The 16,916-nt window shown below is 70.4% G+C and carries 16 protein-coding genes and 3 tRNA genes; 16 read left to right on the forward strand and 3 right to left on the reverse strand.

The genetic code is table 11. The features are described 5' to 3' along the window. Positions 1-41 precede the first annotated feature (41 nt). The 4 genes from NHL53_RS07370 to NHL53_RS07385 all read left to right on the forward strand — a co-directional run bounded on the left by NHL53_RS07370 (position 42) and on the right by NHL53_RS07385 (position 1,175). Positions 42-115 (forward strand) — tRNA-Ile (locus NHL53_RS07370). 74 nt (positions 116-189) lie between these two features. Then, complete coding sequence (locus tag NHL53_RS07375) at positions 190-750, forward strand: hypothetical protein (protein ID WP_433776213.1); 561 nt, start codon at positions 190-192, stop codon at positions 748-750. A gap of 19 nt (positions 751-769) precedes the next feature. Continuing rightward, positions 770-949, forward strand: coding sequence for a hypothetical protein (locus tag NHL53_RS07380; RefSeq protein ID WP_433776214.1), 180 nt, complete (start codon positions 770-772; stop codon positions 947-949). A gap of 1 nt (position 950) precedes the next feature. Further along, positions 951-1,175, forward strand: a complete 225-nt coding sequence (locus NHL53_RS07385; protein WP_433776215.1) for a hypothetical protein — start codon at positions 951-953, stop codon at positions 1,173-1,175. A 200-nt stretch (positions 1,176-1,375) separates the two neighbouring features. Here NHL53_RS07385 and NHL53_RS07390 read toward each other — a convergent pair whose 3' ends face one another. Together NHL53_RS07390 and NHL53_RS07395 are read right to left on the reverse strand one after the other, a co-directional pair. Further along, on the reverse strand, positions 1,376-1,747 hold the full coding sequence (locus NHL53_RS07390; protein ID WP_433776216.1) for a cupredoxin domain-containing protein: 372 nt from the start codon (positions 1,745-1,747) through the stop codon (positions 1,376-1,378). 174 nt (positions 1,748-1,921) lie between these two features. Continuing rightward, positions 1,922-2,539, reverse strand: a complete 618-nt coding sequence (locus NHL53_RS07395; RefSeq protein WP_433776217.1) for a flavin reductase family protein — start codon at positions 2,537-2,539, stop codon at positions 1,922-1,924. Positions 2,540-2,630: 91 nt separating this feature from the next. On the opposite strand from NHL53_RS07395, the gene NHL53_RS07400 reads away from it, so the two are divergent. From NHL53_RS07400 to NHL53_RS07410, 3 genes are all read left to right on the forward strand, one after another. Continuing rightward, positions 2,631-3,800 (forward strand): acetyl-CoA C-acyltransferase, encoded by a 1,170-nt coding sequence (locus NHL53_RS07400; RefSeq protein ID WP_433776218.1) that lies wholly within the window; start codon positions 2,631-2,633, stop codon positions 3,798-3,800. A gap of 91 nt (positions 3,801-3,891) precedes the next feature. Further along, positions 3,892-3,964 (forward strand) — tRNA-Ala (locus NHL53_RS07405). Positions 3,965-4,048: 84 nt separating this feature from the next. Then, positions 4,049-4,121: transfer RNA gene (locus NHL53_RS07410), tRNA-Gly, on the forward strand. 65 nt (positions 4,122-4,186) lie between these two features. On the opposite strand, the gene NHL53_RS07415 is transcribed toward NHL53_RS07410, so the two are convergent. Beyond that, positions 4,187-4,975, reverse strand: coding sequence for a sulfite exporter TauE/SafE family protein (locus tag NHL53_RS07415; protein WP_433776219.1), 789 nt, complete (start codon positions 4,973-4,975; stop codon positions 4,187-4,189). A 169-nt stretch (positions 4,976-5,144) separates the two neighbouring features. Here NHL53_RS07415 and allB point away from each other — a divergent pair, with 169 nt between their 5' ends. The 9 genes from allB (at position 5,145) to NHL53_RS07460 (ending at position 16,903) form a co-directional block, all read left to right on the forward strand. Continuing rightward, positions 5,145-7,685 (forward strand): allantoinase AllB, encoded by a 2,541-nt coding sequence (allB, locus tag NHL53_RS07420; protein WP_433776220.1) that lies wholly within the window; start codon positions 5,145-5,147, stop codon positions 7,683-7,685. Next, positions 7,669-9,381: an AtzH-like domain-containing protein gene (locus tag NHL53_RS07425; protein WP_433776221.1), complete on the forward strand. Its 1,713-nt coding sequence runs from the start codon at positions 7,669-7,671 to the stop codon at positions 9,379-9,381. The genes allB and NHL53_RS07425 overlap by 17 nt, the downstream gene beginning before the upstream one ends. A gap of 99 nt (positions 9,382-9,480) precedes the next feature. Then, the gene (locus NHL53_RS07430) at positions 9,481-10,668 is read left to right on the forward strand and encodes a pyridoxal-phosphate-dependent aminotransferase family protein (protein WP_433776238.1); all 1,188 of its coding nucleotides are present in this window, start codon (positions 9,481-9,483) and stop codon (positions 10,666-10,668) included. 38 nt (positions 10,669-10,706) lie between these two features. Next, on the forward strand, positions 10,707-11,990 hold the full coding sequence (locus NHL53_RS07435; protein ID WP_433776222.1) for an allantoate amidohydrolase: 1,284 nt from the start codon (positions 10,707-10,709) through the stop codon (positions 11,988-11,990). A gap of 46 nt (positions 11,991-12,036) precedes the next feature. Next, entirely contained in the window at positions 12,037-12,918 is an 882-nt protein-coding gene (locus NHL53_RS07440) for a MurR/RpiR family transcriptional regulator (RefSeq protein WP_433776223.1), read from the forward strand. A gap of 194 nt (positions 12,919-13,112) precedes the next feature. Then, a complete protein-coding gene (locus tag NHL53_RS07445; RefSeq protein WP_433776224.1) occupies positions 13,113-14,033 on the forward strand; it encodes an ABC transporter permease in 921 nt (306 codons plus the stop codon). A gap of 95 nt (positions 14,034-14,128) precedes the next feature. Further along, the gene (locus tag NHL53_RS07450; RefSeq protein WP_433776225.1) at positions 14,129-15,070 is read left to right on the forward strand and encodes an ABC transporter permease; all 942 of its coding nucleotides are present in this window, start codon (positions 14,129-14,131) and stop codon (positions 15,068-15,070) included. A 16-nt stretch (positions 15,071-15,086) separates the two neighbouring features. Next, a complete protein-coding gene (locus NHL53_RS07455) occupies positions 15,087-16,088 on the forward strand; it encodes an ABC transporter ATP-binding protein (RefSeq protein WP_433776226.1) in 1,002 nt (333 codons plus the stop codon). Next, positions 16,085-16,903 (forward strand): ATP-binding cassette domain-containing protein, encoded by an 819-nt coding sequence (locus tag NHL53_RS07460; RefSeq protein ID WP_433776227.1) that lies wholly within the window; start codon positions 16,085-16,087, stop codon positions 16,901-16,903. Before NHL53_RS07455 ends, NHL53_RS07460 begins: the two co-directional genes overlap by 4 nt. Positions 16,904-16,916: the final 13 nt, after the last annotated feature.

Genomic DNA, 16,916 nt, shown 5'->3' on the forward strand with positions numbered 1-16,916 from the left:
TAAACTCGTGCAGGTTGGCAGGTTCTGCCGACCGGCATCACGGGGCTATAGCTCAGGCGGTTAGAGCGCTTCACTGATAATGAAGAGGTCCCAGGTTCAAGTCCTGGTAGCCCCACAGAATACGAAGAAGGCCGAGCGGATATCCGCTCGGCCTTCTTCGTGTCAGAGGGTGCCTCTACGGTCGCTGACATGACGATTCCCTGGGGAACGAACCAGCTTCGCAGGCTGGGTGAGGCGCTGCGGGACAACCGCGAGCCTCCCGAATCGTGTCCGCCTTACCGGCACGTGATGATCTGGTTCGATGCGCTCGCGGCGACGGTGCTGGAGGAGATCCGCCAGGTGGACTGGACTCCGATCGTCGGCGATATCCCCTTCGAGGTCGTGTCGCGATCGAAGACGATCGACACGCTGCGGCAGAAGCTCCGGAGGGATCGGCACACGCCGCTGCAGAACGTGCAGGACATCGCCGGTGTGCGTTTCGAGGCGGACATGACGCTCACGACGCAGGACGCTGTAGTCCGCGAGATCGCGCTTCTCTTCGATCACGACCCGGACGACCCGCGCGTCGTCCGGGATCTCCGCAGCGATCCCCACAAGCGGGTATCGCGGTGTTCATCTCTGGCTCCGATTGCCGGACGGGCGCGTCGAGGTGCAGGTGCGCACGGCGCTTCAGGGCGCCTGGGCGAACGTCTACGAGACCGCGGCCGACGTCATCGGGAGGGAGATCCGCTACGGTCGGATTCCCGATGACCCGGTATGGGCGGAGGCCGTGCAGGGCTTGATCGATCTCTCGGTGGACACGATCGCGTTCATCGAAGGAGCGGTCGATGGAGCTGCCGATCTGGAGCCGAGCCCGCGCAGATCGGTGGAGTCAGCGAAGGAGCGGGCGCGAGCATCGCTCATCGAGATCGGAGATACCCTTGATCAGATCAGGGAGCTGGAGGGCTGACATGTCGGGATTCGTCATCGAGTACGACCGCAGGTCGGGTGACCGTCGTGTCTATGAGTTCGCGGGGCCTGATGGCCATCGCGCCGCGCTCGAACATCGCTTCACGCTGGAATCCCGTCATGACGGCGATGGGTGGGAGGTCGTGTCGCTGGTGAGCGACTCGATCGAGACGGTCAAGAAGACTCACTCGCGCTACTTCCGCGGACGCGAGCTCGTCGCGGGATAGGCGCTGATCGCCGTGGGACGCGAGCCCGACGGTGCGGTCGCCGTTGAGGGCCGATCCGGGCACGCTCGATGATCGGCTGAGCGTCGACGCCAGCGATCCCGAATCCGTGATCGACGAGACACAGAGGATCGGGGTTGCCGTGGCTGCCGAACGCGATCGTCCGCAGCGCGGGTGAACGTCATGGGGCAGAGCCGCCCCGGTCAGCGATCGACGACGACCACCTCGAGCGTCATGCCCATCTGACGGTGGTCGCTGATGGAGCACCAGCCGTCCAGGTCGCCGTCGATCACGCCCACGTCGATCGTCTCGCTGTCGCCGGGCGCGAGGCGCTGGCTGCGCACGTCGTCGAACACGAGGTCGTGGGCCTGGTCGTCGGCGTTCTCGAACTCGACGACGAGCCGCGTGCCGGTGGGCACCTCGATGCGGTCGGGAGCGTAACGCATCCCGTCGGCCTCGACCTCGACCGTCAGGACAGGGGCGTCGTCTTCCGCTCCGCACCCGGTGGCCGCGAGGGATCCGGCGACGAGCAGCGCGAGGGCGGGGAGCCGGAGAGCGCGTCGCGTCAGGGTCATAGATCTCCTCCGGTCGATCATCCCGCGGACCTCGGATCCGCCGATCCAGGCTATCGGGAGGTGCGATTCCGCGCTTCGGGGGAGGCGCTGCCGCTCCGAGTCGGGGAATCGCACCGAATCGGGGGCGTCATCGGTGCGAATCGCCGACTTGGGGAGGGCGCTCCCGCGTGCCCCTCAGGCGGGCGGCGGGCCGTCGGCCGTGGGGCTCTTCGGGAGCCAGCCGAGCTCCTCGCCCGTCGAGAAGAAGTGTCGGAACTGGTAGACGAGCGGGCTCCAGCGGGCGGGGTCGGGAAGATCCGTGCCGGGTTTGAGGATGTCGGGGTCGGCGTGCACCCGCAGCACCTCCGCCTCGACCATGAGGTAGCTGCCGTCGAGACCCGTCGTCGTGCGGCGCACCCGCGCCTCGAACTGCAGCCGGCACTCCTCGACGCGGGGCACGGAGACGAGATCCGAGGCCTGCGGCGTGAGATGCGCCTCCGCGAACTTGTCGGCGACGTGGCGGTACCGGGGCAGCTTCTCGGTCGGCACGGGATCCCTGCCCGTCGTGCCGTCGAGGCGCAGCACCGCGCGCCAGAGGTCGCCGTCGGGGAAGCTCACCGTGATGTCCGGCCGTTCGAGCAGGTTGCGGGCGGTCTGGCCGGCGAGCTCGAGGCCGAGCACGAGCGTGCGGCCGAGGGCCCAGTAGGACGATGCCGGAGAGAGGTTCGCCGTGCCGTCGGGGTTCTCGGTCGCGATGAGATAGGCCGGGGTGCCGACATACAGCGTCTCGGGACGGGCGACGACGTGTTCCATGCTCCGACGCTAGCGCGCAGGCGGGATCCGGCCCCGAATGTGACGGGGCGCGGGGTGCGCCGCATGGACCGATTCAGGGGAGGATATCGTCATGAGCGCTCTGATCGCGGGGTACGCCCGCACGCCGTTCACCCGGTTCACGGGGCAGCTGGCCGCGCAGCCGGCGACCGCGCTCGGCGCGCACGCCGCGAAGGCGGCGCTCGCGCGGGCCGGCGTCGCCCCCGACCAGGTGGATCAGGTCGTCGCCGGCCAGGTGCTGCAGGCCGGCGCGGGGCAGAACCCGGCCCGCCAGACGGCGGCGGGCGCGGGGATCCCGCTGTCGACGCCGGCGATCACGGTCAACGCCGTGTGCCTGTCCGGCACGGAGGCCGTGTCGCAGGCCGTGCGGCTGATCCGGGCGGGCGAGGCCGACGTGGTCGTCGCTGTCGGCCAGGAGTCGATGTCTCTCGCGCCGCACGTGATCCCGCTGCGCGCGGGCACGAAGTACGGATCCGCGCAGCTGGTCGACACGGCCGACCACGACGGGCTGACCGACGCGTTCGACCAGGTCGCGATGGGCGCCCTCACCGAGCAGGGCAACGCCCCGCTCGCCCTGACGCGCGACGAGCAGGACGCGTTCGCCGCGGCCTCGCACCAGCGGGCGGCAGCGTCGGCAGAATTCCTCGTGGGCGAGATCGAGCCCTTCGTCGTCTCGTCGCGGCGGGGCGAGACGGTCGTCGACGCCGACGACGGCATCCGCCCCGACACGACGGCGGAGACCCTTGGCGGGCTGCGTCCGGCGTTCGCGAAGGACGGCACGATCACGGCGGGCAACGCCTCGCAGATCACCGACGGCGCGGCGGCGCTCGTGCTCGTGAGCGACGCGGCGGCCGAGCGGCTCGGGCTCTCGCCGCTCGCGCGGGTCGAGGCGACGTCGTTCGTCGCGGGCCCCGACACCCACCTGCACGCGCAGCCGGCCCGCGCGATCGCCGCGGCGCTGGAGAAGACCGACGCCACCGCGAGCGACCTCGAGGTCGTCGAGATCAACGAGGCCTTCGCCGCGGTGGGCGTCGCGTCGACGCGCGAGCTGGGCCTGGATCCGCAGATCGTGAACCCGCACGGCGGCGCGATCGCCCTCGGCCACCCGATCGGCGCCTCGGGCGCCCGTATCGTGGGCACCCTCGCCCGCCAGCTCGCGGAGCGGGGCAGCGGATCCCTCGGCGCGGTCGGCATCTGCGGCGGAGGCGGCCAGGGCAGCGCGATCATCCTCCGCGCCGTCTGACCCCCCGGCGGTGCCGACCGCGCGGTTTGGCCCCGCCGCCCCGCCCCGGGTATGATGACGGGGTTGTCCTGCGCTCGCCGCAGGCGACGGAGGGGCCTTAGCTCAGTTGGTAGAGCGCTTGCTTTGCAAGCAAGATGTCAGGAGTTCGAATCTCCTAGGCTCCACTCGAGAATGGTTGAGACATTCCTCGTTGACAAGCGCCTGGTTCTGACGAGCCAGGCGCTTATCGTTTCCGCTGTTCCGGATGAGCGGATGTGGCGCAGCCGACAGCGCAGCACCTTGCCAAGGTGAGGGTCGCGAACTCGAGCCTCGTCACCCGCTCCGATCGAGAACGGTCCCGGAAGGGGCCCTTCTTCGCGTTCGGGGGCAGGCCGCCGCCGACGCCCTCAGTCGCGCCGGCGTCCCTGTCGGATCGACGTCACCACCATCTGCACGAGGATGATCAGCAGCAGCGCGGAGAACGCGATGTTGGACCACAGCGGCGTGATGAGCCCCGCGCAGAGCGTGCCGAGCGGAGAGACGACGCTGGCGGCGATGCCGATGATGAGCGCAGCGCGCAGGTCCACGTTCTTCCGCTTCCAGTTGCCCAGCGTTCCGGACACGGAGCCGGGGATGAGCATGATGAGCGACGTCCCCTTGGCCACGAGGTCGCTGGCGCCGTAGAAGAACATGAGCACCGGCACCACGATCACACCTCCGCCCACGCCCACCAGGCCGGACAGCGTGCCGGTCGCCAGCCCCGTGACGACGAGGAGGACGAAGGTGAGGACGTCGAGGTCGATCTCCGCATCGCGCTGCGGCACCGCGAACCAGAGGCTCACGACCACGGCGGCGAGGAAGACCATGAACAGCCCCTTGAGAAAGCGGGTGGACACCCGGGAGAGCAGCCAGCTGCCCAGCTGCGCACCGGCCACCATGCCCACGGCGAGGGCCAGTGCGGAGATCCAGTCGACGTTGCCCTGGAGGCCGTAGGCGATGCCGCCCACGATCCCGGCAGGCAGGATCGCGGCGACGGAGGTGCCGGCGGCCAGCCGCTGGGGAAAGCCCAGCAGCATGACGAGGGCGGGGACGAGCAGCACTCCGCCGCCGATCCCGAACAGTCCGGACATCAGCCCCGTGACGGCTCCCGCGAGAGCAAGGGACGCGAAACCGGGGCGCGGTGTCGGTGGATTCATGCTGCCTCGTTCTCTCTGCCGGCGAGCGGCGACTGCCGGGGACGTGCTCGACGTACGCGTGCACTCGAACCGACACTATCGTTTCATCCAAGCATGATGGATGAAACAATCACGAAGCATGTGGCGGCTAGCGTGACGCTGCACGGTCCACATCCACGGGGAGGCACACATGTCGAAGTCCGCGTTCACCCTCGCTGCTCAGCGGGCATGGATCGACGGTGAGTTCCGAGCGGCGCGGGTCAGGGTCGAGGATGGCATCATCACCGCGATCGATCCGCACGAGTCCTCCGTGCAGAGCGAGAAGCATCGGGGGTCCTCCTCCCCGGACAGCGGAGGCGCCGGTGCCCTGGGCGCGAGCCCTTCCGCTGCGGCCGTGCGCGGCGCTGAGCTCCGGGTGCCGGACGATACGGTTCTGCTGCCCGGCCTCGTCGATTCTCACGTGCACGTCAACGAGCCCGGTCGCACGGAGTGGGAGGGCTTCGGGTCCGCCGCCCGGGCCGCCGCCGCGGCAGGGGTGACGACGATCGTGGACATGCCCCTCAATTCGATCCCGCCCACCACCACGCGGAGCGCACTCGACGTCAAACGTGCCGCGGCCGCGGGCTCGACGCACGTCGACGTCGCGTTCTGGGGCGGTGCCGTGCCGGAGAACCTGGGCCGGCTGCGGCCGCTCCACGAGGCCGGAGTGCTGGGCTTCAAGTGCTTCCTGTCCCCCTCCGGCGTCGACGAGTTCGGCTACCTCACCCGCCCGCAGCTCCTCGCAGCCGCACGGGAGATCGCCGCTCTGGATTCGCGTCTCATCGTCCACGCGGAGGATCCGGCGCTGCTGCGAGGCGAGGGTGCGCTGGGCCGCAGATACGACGACTTCCTGGCCACCCGGCCGCCGGAGAGCGAGGAATCGGCCATCGCCGCCGTCATCGACGCCTCACGCTCCACGGGCGCCCGGGTCCATATCCTCCACCTCAGCGACGCGCGCTCCCTGCCGCTGATCCGCGCCGCGAAGGCCGAAGGACTGCCGGTCACGGTGGAGACCTGTCCGCACTACCTCACCCTCGCGGCCGAACAGATCCCCGACGGAGCGGGGGAGTTCAAGTGCTGCCCGCCCGTTCGGGAGGCCTCCAACAGGGACGCCCTCTGGGACGGAGTGCTGGACGGCACCATCGACGCGATCGTGAGCGATCACTCCCCGAGCACCGTGGAACTCAAGCGCAGCGGCGACGGGGACTTCGGACTCGCATGGGGAGGCATCTCCGGCCTGCAGCTGGGCCTCTCCGCCGTGTGGACGGAGGCGCAGCGGAGGAACGTCCCGCTCTCGGCGCTGCTCCCGCTGTTCACCACGGGTCCGGCCGCGGTGGCAGGACTGACCGGGCTGGGTGAGATCGCCGTGGGTGCGCCCGCGCACCTGGCGGAGTTCGGTCCCGAGGAGCCCTTCACGGTCGACGCGCACGCGCTCCGGCACCGCAATCCCATCAGCGCCTACGACGGTGCCGCCCTGACCGGCCGCGTCCGCCGCACCTGGCTGCGCGGATCCCCTGTCTTCGACGCGAGCACCGTGTCCGACTCGGCACCCGTGCGCGAACAGCAGCCGCAGGGCTGCCTGCTGCGCAGACCCGTCGTGTCGGTGCTGCAGCGGGGGGAGGGCGCCATCCCGGGCTCCGTGTATCTCCCAGCCGCACCGGAGACCGTGCTGTGGGGCCGCTCCCCGTGCCGCACGGACCCCCCTGTGCTCACGGTGGATCCCGGAACCTCCGTGACGATCGACACCGTCAGTCACGAGGGGATCCTCGAGGACCAGGGCTCGGATCCGCTCGCCTACTTCTCCGCGCACGGAGTGCCCGCCGAGGCTGTCCTGCGCGACGCCGTCGAGATCGCCTCGGCGGGCACTCGGGACGTGCGGACGGACGGGCCGCACGTGCTCACCGGGCCCATCCGCATCACGGGTGCCGAACCCGGCGATCTGCTGCGGATCACGGTGGAACGGCTGGACCTGCGCGCGCCCTACGGCGTGATCTCCAACCGCCACGGCCGCGGGGCGCTCTCCGGCGAGCTGCCGCGCGGCGAGGGGAACGTGAGCGTCTTCAGCGCCGTCGAGGAGCGCGAGGGCGGCCTCGTGGGCACCCTGCCCGTGACGGAGGGCGGCCCGCACGCCGTGGTCTACCCGCTCGCCCCGTTCCTCGGCACGATGGGCGTGGCCGCGGACGCGGATGTGCGGCCGCACTCCGTTCCGCCCGGTGCTCACGGAGGGAACATCGACATCAACCTGCTGGGCGAGGGATCGGTGCTCTACCTGCCCGTGCAGGTGGCGGGCGCACTCGCGTATGTCGGCGATCCGCACTTCGCCCAGGGGGACGGCGAGGTCGCACTCACCGCCCTCGAGGCGCCGCTGCGCGCCACACTGCGCTTCGACATCGTGCCCCGGGAGGAGGCGCTGGCCTCGTTCGGCGACGTGCTCGGACCGCTCGCCCGTGCCGGCGGGTACCTCATCCCCACGGGACTGGACCCGGACCTCGACGAGGCGATGCGGGCATGCGTGCGCGCAGCGCTCTCCCTCATCCGCGCCCGCTGGGGGATGGACGAGCACCTGGCCTACGCCTATCTGAGCGCGGCGACGGACTTCGACATCTCCCAGGTGGTCGACCAGGTGTGCGGCGTGCACGCCCGCATCCGCGAATCGGACTTCGAGGCGGTGGACCGTGACGCGCAGCGGTGAGCGGATCCCCGGCGCCGAGGCCGTGCCCACGGACCTCCTCCGCGCCTTCTGCGCCTATGAGAGGGCCCTCCTCGCCAACGACCTCGATGCGCTCGATCAAGCCTTCGCGGACTCCCCGGAGACCCTCCGCGGGGACTCCGCCGGTCTGCTCGTGGGCCATGCGGCGCTCTCCGCCTTCCGCGGCGTGCGCGGCGGGGTGCCGGAGCGCGTGATCGAGCGGATCGAGCACAGGTCGCTCACGGAGGATGCCGCGCTCATCGTGTCCGTCTCCCGGTTCGCCGCGGGGGGAACGGGCCTGCAGACCCAGCTGTGGCAGCGTGAGGGCGGCCGCTGGCTCATCACCGCCGCGCATGTGACCCCACGGGCGCAGGTCTTCGATCGCTCGGTGTGGAGGATCGTGGGCGATCCCCTGCTGCCGGGCGCGCAGGCGGGCCCGCTCGCCGGACTCACGGTGGCGGTGAAGGACCTGTTCGCGGTGCAGGGGCATGCGATCGGCGCGGGCAACCCGACGTTCCTCGCGCATGCGCGCCCGGAGACGGATTCCGCCGCAGCGGTCGGCGACCTCCTCCGCGCCGGCGTCTCCCTGCGCGGGATCGCCCGCACGGACGAGTTCGCCTACAGCATCGCCGGGGCCAACCCCCACTACGGCACGCCGCCCAACGCCGCCGTACCGGGCGCACTGCCCGGCGGCTCCTCGAACGGTCCGGCCGCAGCGGTCGCCGCGGGCCAGGCGGACATCGGGCTCGCCACGGATACAGCGGGCTCCATCCGCGTCCCGGCCTCGTATCAGGGGCTGTGGGGCCTGCGCACCACGCACGGCCTGGTCACCCGCCGGGGGCTGCTGCCGCTGGCGCCGTCCTTCGACACGGTGGGCTGGCTGACCCGCGACGGCGAGACCCTGCAGCGCGTGGTGGACACGTGCCTGGGTGCGGAGAACTCGGCGGCAGAGGCCGCGGAACCTGCCGTGGCCCGGGAGCCGTCCGCGGGGGGTGGGCGCCCAGGCAGCGCCGAGATGGCAGGACCCCCGCGTCTCCCCGCGCGACTGCTGGTCGTCGAGGAGGCTCTCGAGGCCGCGGAACCGGCCACACGCGAGGCCTTCGCGGACTTCCTCTCGCTCGTGGGCGATGTCGTGGGCGCACCGCAGATCTCCACTGTGCGGATCGGCGCGCTCCCGGAGTATCAGGAGGCCTTCCGCACGGTGCAGGCCGCGGAGGCCTGGCGCTGCCACGGGGAGTGGCTGCGCGCGCACCCCGGGTCCGTGGGCGAGGCCGCCGCTGAGCGGTTCCGCGTCGCCGAGTCCGTCTCCGCGCCGGAGGAGACCGCAGCACGCGCGGTGCTCGCGGGGCTCCGCGACCGGCTCCATGCACTTGTCCGCGGTGCCGTGCTGGTCCATCCCACCGTCCCTGGCACTGCTCCTGCACGCACGCTCGCGGGAGCAGACATGGAAGCGGTGCGCACGGCGACCCTGCGTATGACCACACCGGCGGCGGTCGGAGGTCTGCCCTCCCTGTCGGTTCCGCTGCTCACCGTGCCGTCATCTCTGGGCCCGGCTCCGGTGGGCGTTGCGCTCGTCGGAGCCGCGCGCACAGATCCCGGCCTCGTCCGTCTGGGCAGGAGCCTCGTCGCTCTCGCCCTCGAGGGGTCGGCCCCGGTCGACCGAAGCCACGCGGTCGACTCGTCGCGGTTCTCGTCGTGAGGGGCTGCACCGGCTGATGACCCGCACCCCGAACTCCGCCGTCCCGAAGGAGCACGCATGAACATTCCCGGTCCCGTCGACCCGCCCGCCCGTCTGCTGATGGGCCCCGGCCCCATCTCCGCCTATCCCAGCGTGCTGCGCTCCATGTCCGCACCGCTCGTGGGGCAGTTCGACCCGTACATGACCGCACTCATGGAGGAGACGCAGGAGCTGTACCGCGGTGTATGGTCCACGCGCAACGACGCCACGCTGCTCGTCGACGGCACCTCGCGCGCCGGGATCGAGGCGGCCCTCGTCTCCCTGATCCGCCCCGGTGAGCGGGTGCTCGTGCCGGTGTTCGGACGGTTCGGCCACCTGCTCGCTGAGATCGCGGAGCGCGCGCAGGCGGAAGTGCACACGATCGAGACGGATTGGGGACAGGTGTTCCCCGTGTCCGTGTTGGAGGAGGCGATCGCACGGGTGCGGCCCACTCTGCTCGCGCTCGTGCAGGGTGATACCTCCACGACCATGAACCAGCCGCTGGACGAGGTGGGAGAGCTCTGCGCCAAGCACGGCGCGCTCTTCTACACCGATGCCACCGCCTCCCTGGGAGGAAACCCCTTCGAAGCGGATGCGTGGGGCGTGGACGCTGCGACGGCGGGTCTGCAGAAGTGCCTGGGGGGCCCGTCCGGCTCCTCGCCCCTCACACTCTCGGAACGGGCGCTGGGGGTGATCCGCTCGCGCCGCCGGATCGAGGCGGGCATCCGTGAGGACGGCGACGATTCCGCCCCGGACTTCATCCGGTCCAACTACTTCGACCTGGGCCAGATCTGCGACTACTGGGGGCCGCGCCGCCTCAACCACCACACCGAGGCCACGTCGATGCTCTACGCAGCCCACGAATGCGCCCGGCTGCTCCTGCAGGAGGGACGAGACGCCGTCATCGCGCGGCACCGGGTCGCCGGCGAAGCCATGCTGGAGGGGGTGCGCGGACTGGGCCTGGGCGTGTTCGGCGACGTCGCGCACAAGATGAGCAACGTGGTGGCCGTCGAAATCCCGGAGATGGTGCACGGGGATGCCGTTCGCGCCTCGCTTCTCGAGGACTTCGGGATCGAGATCGGGACGTCGTTCGGCCCCCTGCACGGCCGTGTGTGGAGGATCGGGACGATGGGCCACAACGCACGAGAGGACGCAGTGCTCCAGACGCTCGCGGCGCTCGAGTCCGCGCTGCGCAGCCACGGTGCCTCCGTGCCGAACGGCGACGGCGTCGAGGCGGCCCGTGCGGTGTTCCGGGGAGCAGCTGCGTGAGCCGGCGGTTGGGCAGCACCCTGGTCGACTCCGCCGCTGTGGCCGCACAGCGCATCATGGCCCGCTGCGACGAGCTCGCACGGATCACGGCGACCCCCGGTCGCGGGATCGAGCGGGTCTACCTCTCGCCCGAACACGCGCAGGTGAATCGCGTGGTGGCCGCGTGGATGCGCGAGGTCGGCATGAGCGCCCGGCAGGACGCGGCGGGCAATCTCGTGGGACGGATCGAGCCCGCCGATCGCGAGCCCGGTGGTCCGGCCCTCGTGCTGGGCTCCCATCTGGACACGGTTCCGGACGCCGGCCGGTTCGACGGGATAGCCGGAGTGCTCATGGCGCTGGAGACGGTGCGCATGCTGCGCAGCCCGGGCGAGGCAGAGACCGCCGCGCCGGGGGCCTCTGGCACCGTGGTGCTGCCGTTCGCGCTCGAGGTGATCGCCTTCGCGGACGAGGAGGGCACGCGGTTCGGGGCGGCGCTGCTGGGCTCCGCAGCCGTGGCGGGAACCTGGCGCGAGGAATGGTGGCAGCTCACGGACGCCCAGGGCGTGAGCCTGCGCGAGGCGTTCGTGGAATTCGGACTGGACCCCGGCCGGGTGGGCGAGGCCGCCCGTCGTCCCGAGGATCTCGTGGGCTATCTCGAGGCGCACATCGAGCAGGGGCCTGAGCTCGAAGGACGCGAGGAGTCGCTGGCCGTCGTCTCCTCGATCGCGAGTGCACGTCGCTTCGACATCACGGTGGAGGGGGAGACCCGGCACGCAGGCGGCACGCCCTACGACATGCGCCGCGATGCGCTGCTGGGGGCGAGCGAGGCGGCACTGGCCGTGGAGCGCATCTGCAGGGCGGAGCACCACATCATCGGCACGGTGGGGCAGCTGGGTGCCTTCCCCGGAGCGGTGAATGTGGTTCCCGGCGAGGCGAAGCTGAGCCTGGACCTGCGCGGAGAGCTGGATGAGACCCGGGACAGGGTGTGGCAGCAGATCTCCGACGAGGTCGACGCCATCATGGCCCGGCGTGGCCTGCACTGGCGAGCACAGGAGTTCCACAGTGCCCCGGCTGTCTTCTGCGCCCCCCTGCTCAGGGACGTGGTGCGCGAGGGAATCGTCTCCACACTGCCCCGGGGCGCGGATGAGCCCGCGCAGATCTTCAGCCGGGCCGGGCACGACGGCATGGCCCTCGCCGGCATCACGGACGTGGGGATGCTGTTCATGCGCAACCCCGGCGGCATCAGCCACCACCCGGACGAGTTCGTGAGCGCGCAGGACGTGCGTGCGGGGCTGCAGGCGCTCGCCGAGGCCGTCCTCCACCTCGCCGCAGAGCGCCGGTGATGCGGATCTGTGCCATCATGACGACCGGCCGAGGGAGAGGGTGCTGATGACGGAGCTGCCAGACCGCGCGGCGATGAGCGCGCGTACGGTGCGGATCGACATCCGGATCGACGAACAGTACGGAGCGCTGGCGCCGCAGGAGCGCAGAGTCGCCGATTTCCTGCTGGAGCACCTGGGCGATCTGTCCGTGATGCCGGCGGCGGACATCAGCCGTGAAACAGGTGTTTCGAAGGCGACGGTCTCCCGGTTCATCCGCAAGCTGGGATTCGAGGACTACAAGGAGGCACGCGAGCACGCGCTGGAACTGCGCAGGAGCGGCCTGCCCACCGCCGGACCCGCCCGGTCCGCCAACACGGAGGACTCCACCGCCCTGCAGCGGCATGTGGCCAGCGACCAGGAGAACCTGGCGCGCATGAGCACCGACCTCACGGGCACGCGCATCGAGGCCGCCGTGGACCTGCTCGCACATGCACGCAGCATCCGGGTCTTCGGGCTGCGCAACAGCTATCCGCTGGCACTGCACCTGCGTCAGCAGCTCATCCAGGTGCGTGAGGGCGTCCGGCTGATTCCGCAGCCCGGACAGACACTGGGCGAGGAGCTCGCTGGCCTCACTGCTGAGGACGTCGTGGTCGCGTTCGGATTCCGCCGCCGGCCGGCGGCATTCGGTCAGGTGATCGACGTTCTCGCCGAATCGCCGGCCAAGCTCATCTGCGTGGGGGATTCGAGCGCACGGCGCTTCGCGATGCTCACGGACTGCTGGATCGAGTGCCCGCTGGGCACGGACAGCGCCTTCGACAGCTATGCCGCCCCGATGTCGCTGGTGAGCCTCCTGTCCAACGGCGTGCTCAGCACGATCCCCGCGCAGGGGAGCAGGCGGATCTCCTCCATCACGTCCGGCTACGAGCAGCTGGGCGAGCTGGAGCTCTGAGGAGCGCCGCGCAACGTTTCATAGCGTTTCACGCGGCAGATTTGTAAGATCCATATGTTTCACCTGTGCCCCACGGGTGCAACACTCGCGAAACATCCGAGGAATACCGTTCCTTCCAGACGCCGCCCGTGAGCGGTGTCACGGCCGGACGCTCCGGCCGTGATCATCACATCCATGATCAGGAAGGGGTGGCAGTGCTCGGATTTCTGCTGCGGCGCCTTGCACAGGCCGTGTTCACGATCTTCGCGGTCGTGAGCATCACGTTCCTCTTCGGCCGGCTGGCCGGCGGCCCTGCGGCGCAGATGCTTCCGGAGAACGCGACCCAGGACCAGGTCGACGCGCTCAATGCGGAGCTGGGCCTCGACCGCCCGCTGCTCACCCAGTACCTGGATTACCTGGGTGGTGTGCTCACCGGGGACTTCCAGAACTCCTACCAGCAGTCCGGGACGTCCTCCATGCAGCTCGTCCTGGAGCGCTTCCCCCACTCCCTCCAGCTGGGAGCGACGGGGCTCGTCCTGGGGCTCGTGCTCGCCCTGGCGGCTGTGCTCCTCCTGCAGATGACGGAGAGCCGGTGGCTGCGCTCGATCCTGCTGTCCATCGGCTCGATCCGCGCATCGATCCCCGACTTCTTCTTCGGCCTCCTGCTGGTGCTGCTGTTCTCCGTGCAGCTGGGCTGGCTCCCCTCACTGGGCAATTCGGCCCCAGGAGCGGTGATCATGCCGGCAGTCACGATCGCCACGGCGCAGTTCGTCGTGTACATGAGGCTCTTCGACTCCTCGATGACGGTGGAGTCCGGTGCCGACTACGTGCGGACGGCTTACGCCCGCGGCGAGACGCGCACCCGGGTGCTCTTCGCGGAGACGCTGCCCAACGCCGTCGTCCCCGTGCTGACCCTGGCCGGGATGAACCTCGGATCCTTCCTGGGAGGGCTCGTCCTCATCGAGAACGTGTTCGCCTGGCCGGGGCTCGGCCAGCTGATCGTGGGCAGCGTCTACACCCGTGATTTCCCGGTCGTGCAGTCCGGGCTGATCCTCGTCGCCCTCCTCTTCGTGTGCGCGAACCTGCTCGTCGATCTGCTGCAGGCCGCTCTCGACCCCCGTGTGAGGCTCTCATGACACCCACAGACTCCGCCGGCACCTCGCGGAACCCGGCAGCACCCGCCCCCGCCTCTGTGAACGCCACATCACAGGCAGCGGCGGATGCACTGGCCATGCCGGCGACGCAGCCCGGCCTCGCAGAGGACTCGCGTGGAGGTGCTCCGGCGCGCAGGCCGCTGGCGCTGCGCTGGCTGCCCCGTTCGGTCGACCAGTGGCAGCCGTGGGTGGGGCTGGCGATGCTCGTCCTCGTCGTGGGGTACTCGCTCGTTCTCCCGCTCCTGCCCGGCTACGACCCCTACGGGCAGGACCTCACCAAGTCCCTGCTGGCCCCGGGAGCGGATCCGGCGCACATCCTCGGCACGGACAGCCTGGGGCGCGACACCGCGTCGCGCCTGGCGCTCGCCGGCCGCGTCACTCTTCTCGCGATCGTCATCATCATCGTGGCGAACGCCGTCATCGGCATGGTGATCGGCACGCTGTCCGGGTACTTCGGCGGCAAGCTGGACAACGCGCTCATGGCGCTCGCGGACATCCAGCTGGCGATGCCGATGATCCTGGTCCTCACCGCACTCGCGGCGGTGCGCGGGCCGAGCGTCACGCTCATGGTGGCGGCGCTCTCCCTGACCTTCTGGGTCGGCTACGCTCGCGTGGCGCGCACGACGGCCCGCAGTCTGCGCGAACGGGATTTCGTGCTGGCGCCCAAGCTGCAGGGAGCGACCACGGCGCGGATCATCCGCACGCACGTCCTGCCCAGCGTGGGCACGCAGATGCTCATCCTCGCCAGCACGGACATCGGCACCATCATCCTGCTCATGTCGGCCTTCGACTACCTGGGGCTGGGCGTGCAGGCCCCGCTGCCCAGCTGGGGGTCCATGATCGGCGATTCGCAGCGGTACATGCGCGAAGAGGCCTGGCAGGCCATCATCCCCGGCATCGCGATCTTCCTCGCGGTGTCCGGCACCAACCTCTTCAGCCAGAAGTTCACGGGGGAGAACTCCGCAGCGCGCCTGCGCAGGACCTCGCGGAAATCGGCTCGCAGGACCAGGAAGGCATGACATGAGCGACGCACTGGTGGAGGTCGAGAACCTCCGGGTGGGATTCGAGACGGAATCCGGCGAGACGGTGGAGATCGTCGAGGACGTCTCCTTCACGCTGCACGAGGGCCAGACGCTGTGCCTCGTGGGCGAATCCGGCAGCGGCAAGTCCGTCACGGCGCTCGCCGTGCTGGGACTGCTCCCGCCGCCGCTGGAGGTGCTCTCCGGCAGCATCCGGTTCCGGGGCAGGGAGCTCACCGAGCTGTCCGAGGCGGCGATGCGCAGGCTGCGCGGCAAAGACATCGCGATGGTGTTCCAGGACCCCATGACCAGCCTCAACCCCGTCAAGCGCGTGGGCGACCAGATAGGCCGGGCGATCAGGGCGCACGACCGCAATGCGGGGTCGTCCGAGGTCCGGCAGAAGGTGCGCGAGATCCTCGACGAAGTGGGGATCCGGGATGCGGATGAGCGCATGCGCTCGTACCCGCATCAGTGGTCCGGCGGCATGCGGCAGCGTGCGGTGATCGGCATGGCGATGGCGAACGATCCCGCGGTGCTGCTTGCGGACGAACCCACGACGGCTCTTGACGTCACGGTGCAGGCGCAGGTCATCGACGTGCTCGCCCGCCGTCGGCGGGAGACCGGTGCGGCGATGCTCATGATCACCCACGACCTCGGTCTGGTCGCACAGATCGCGGACGACGTCGCCGTCATGTACGCCGGCCGCGTGGCGGAGAAGGGCACCGTCTGGGACGTGTTCGACCGCCCGGCCCATCCCTACACCCGCGGACTGCTGGGCAGCCTGCTCACGGCTGCGACGCTGGGCCAGCGCGCCTACGCCATCCCCGGTTCGCCTCCGGCCCCGGCGCAGAGGCCGGCGGGCTGTCCGTTCGCCCCGCGCTGCGAGAGCGAGCTCAAGGGGCCGGCCTGCCACAGCGGCAGGCCGGTGCCCGTCGACCTGGGCGGAGTGCATCAGGCAGCCTGCGTCCCGCTGGCGGAGAAGCACGCCGAGGCGGAGGCCGGAGGTGCAGCAGCATGAGCACGCCGGAGAGCACCGTGCCCGCTCCGCCCATCCGCATCGAGGACCTCGTGGTGGAGTTCTCCACCCGCCGGGGGCTGAAGCGGCCCGTGAATCGTGCCGTGAACGGAGTGAGCCTTTCCGTGGGGCGCGGCGAGACCCTGGCCCTCGTGGGAGAGTCCGGCTGCGGCAAGTCCACGCTGGTGCGCACGATCTTCGGCCTCAACCCGATCGCCTCGGGCTCCATCGAGGTGTTCGGCAGGGACGTCGCCTCGATGGGCAGGAGCGCCCGCACCCAGCTGTATCGGCAGGTGCAGATGGTGTTCCAGGATCCGTACTCCTCACTCGATCCCGCGCTGACCGCCCACGACATCGTCGCCGAGCCTCTGCGCATCAACCGCGAGTACGACCGCAGCCGCGTCGTCGAGCTGTTGGAGCAGGTGGGCCTCGACGAGAGTGCGCTGTCCAAGCGCCCCCGCGAGTTCTCCGGCGGGCAGCGCCAGCGGATCGGCATCGCACGGGCGCTGGCGCTGCGGCCGGAGGTGATCGTCCTGGACGAGCCCGTCTCCGCCCTCGACGTGTCCGTCCAGGCGCAGGTGCTCAACCTGCTCGACGACCTGCAGTCCTCCCTGGGGCTGTCCTACCTGTTCATCGCCCACGACCTGTCCGTGATCCGCCACATCGCGGATCGGGTGGCGGTCATGGACGCGGGCCGGATCGTGGAGACCGGCACTCGGGATCAGGTCTTCGACTCTCCGCAGGAGGACTTCACCCGCACCCTGCTCGACGCGGTGCCGGTGCCGGACCCGCACCAGCGGCGCGAGGCCGGGGTATGAGGAGACCGCTCAC

Source organism: Microbacterium sp. gxy059, from assembly GCF_050958665.1.
Taxonomy (GTDB): domain Bacteria; phylum Actinomycetota; class Actinomycetes; order Actinomycetales; family Microbacteriaceae; genus Microbacterium.

Coding starts and splice junctions, on each gene's coding strand:
- NHL53_RS07395 (WP_433776217.1), bottom strand. CDS start 2,539: ATGGAACACGTCGTCGCCCGTCCCGAGACGCTGTATGTCGGCACCCCG.
- NHL53_RS07375 (WP_433776213.1), top strand. CDS start 190: ATGACGATTCCCTGGGGAACGAACCAGCTTCGCAGGCTGGGTGAGGCG.
- NHL53_RS07450 (WP_433776225.1), top strand. CDS start 14,129: ATGCCGGCGACGCAGCCCGGCCTCGCAGAGGACTCGCGTGGAGGTGCT.
- NHL53_RS07460 (WP_433776227.1), top strand. CDS start 16,085: ATGAGCACGCCGGAGAGCACCGTGCCCGCTCCGCCCATCCGCATCGAG.
- NHL53_RS07385 (WP_433776215.1), top strand. CDS start 951: ATGTCGGGATTCGTCATCGAGTACGACCGCAGGTCGGGTGACCGTCGT.
- NHL53_RS07390 (WP_433776216.1), bottom strand. CDS start 1,747: ATGACCCTGACGCGACGCGCTCTCCGGCTCCCCGCCCTCGCGCTGCTC.
- NHL53_RS07440 (WP_433776223.1), top strand. CDS start 12,037: ATGACGGAGCTGCCAGACCGCGCGGCGATGAGCGCGCGTACGGTGCGG.
- NHL53_RS07430 (WP_433776238.1), top strand. CDS start 9,481: ATGGGCCCCGGCCCCATCTCCGCCTATCCCAGCGTGCTGCGCTCCATG.
- NHL53_RS07400 (WP_433776218.1), top strand. CDS start 2,631: ATGAGCGCTCTGATCGCGGGGTACGCCCGCACGCCGTTCACCCGGTTC.
- NHL53_RS07415 (WP_433776219.1), bottom strand. CDS start 4,975: ATGAATCCACCGACACCGCGCCCCGGTTTCGCGTCCCTTGCTCTCGCG.
- allB (WP_433776220.1), top strand. CDS start 5,145: ATGTCGAAGTCCGCGTTCACCCTCGCTGCTCAGCGGGCATGGATCGAC.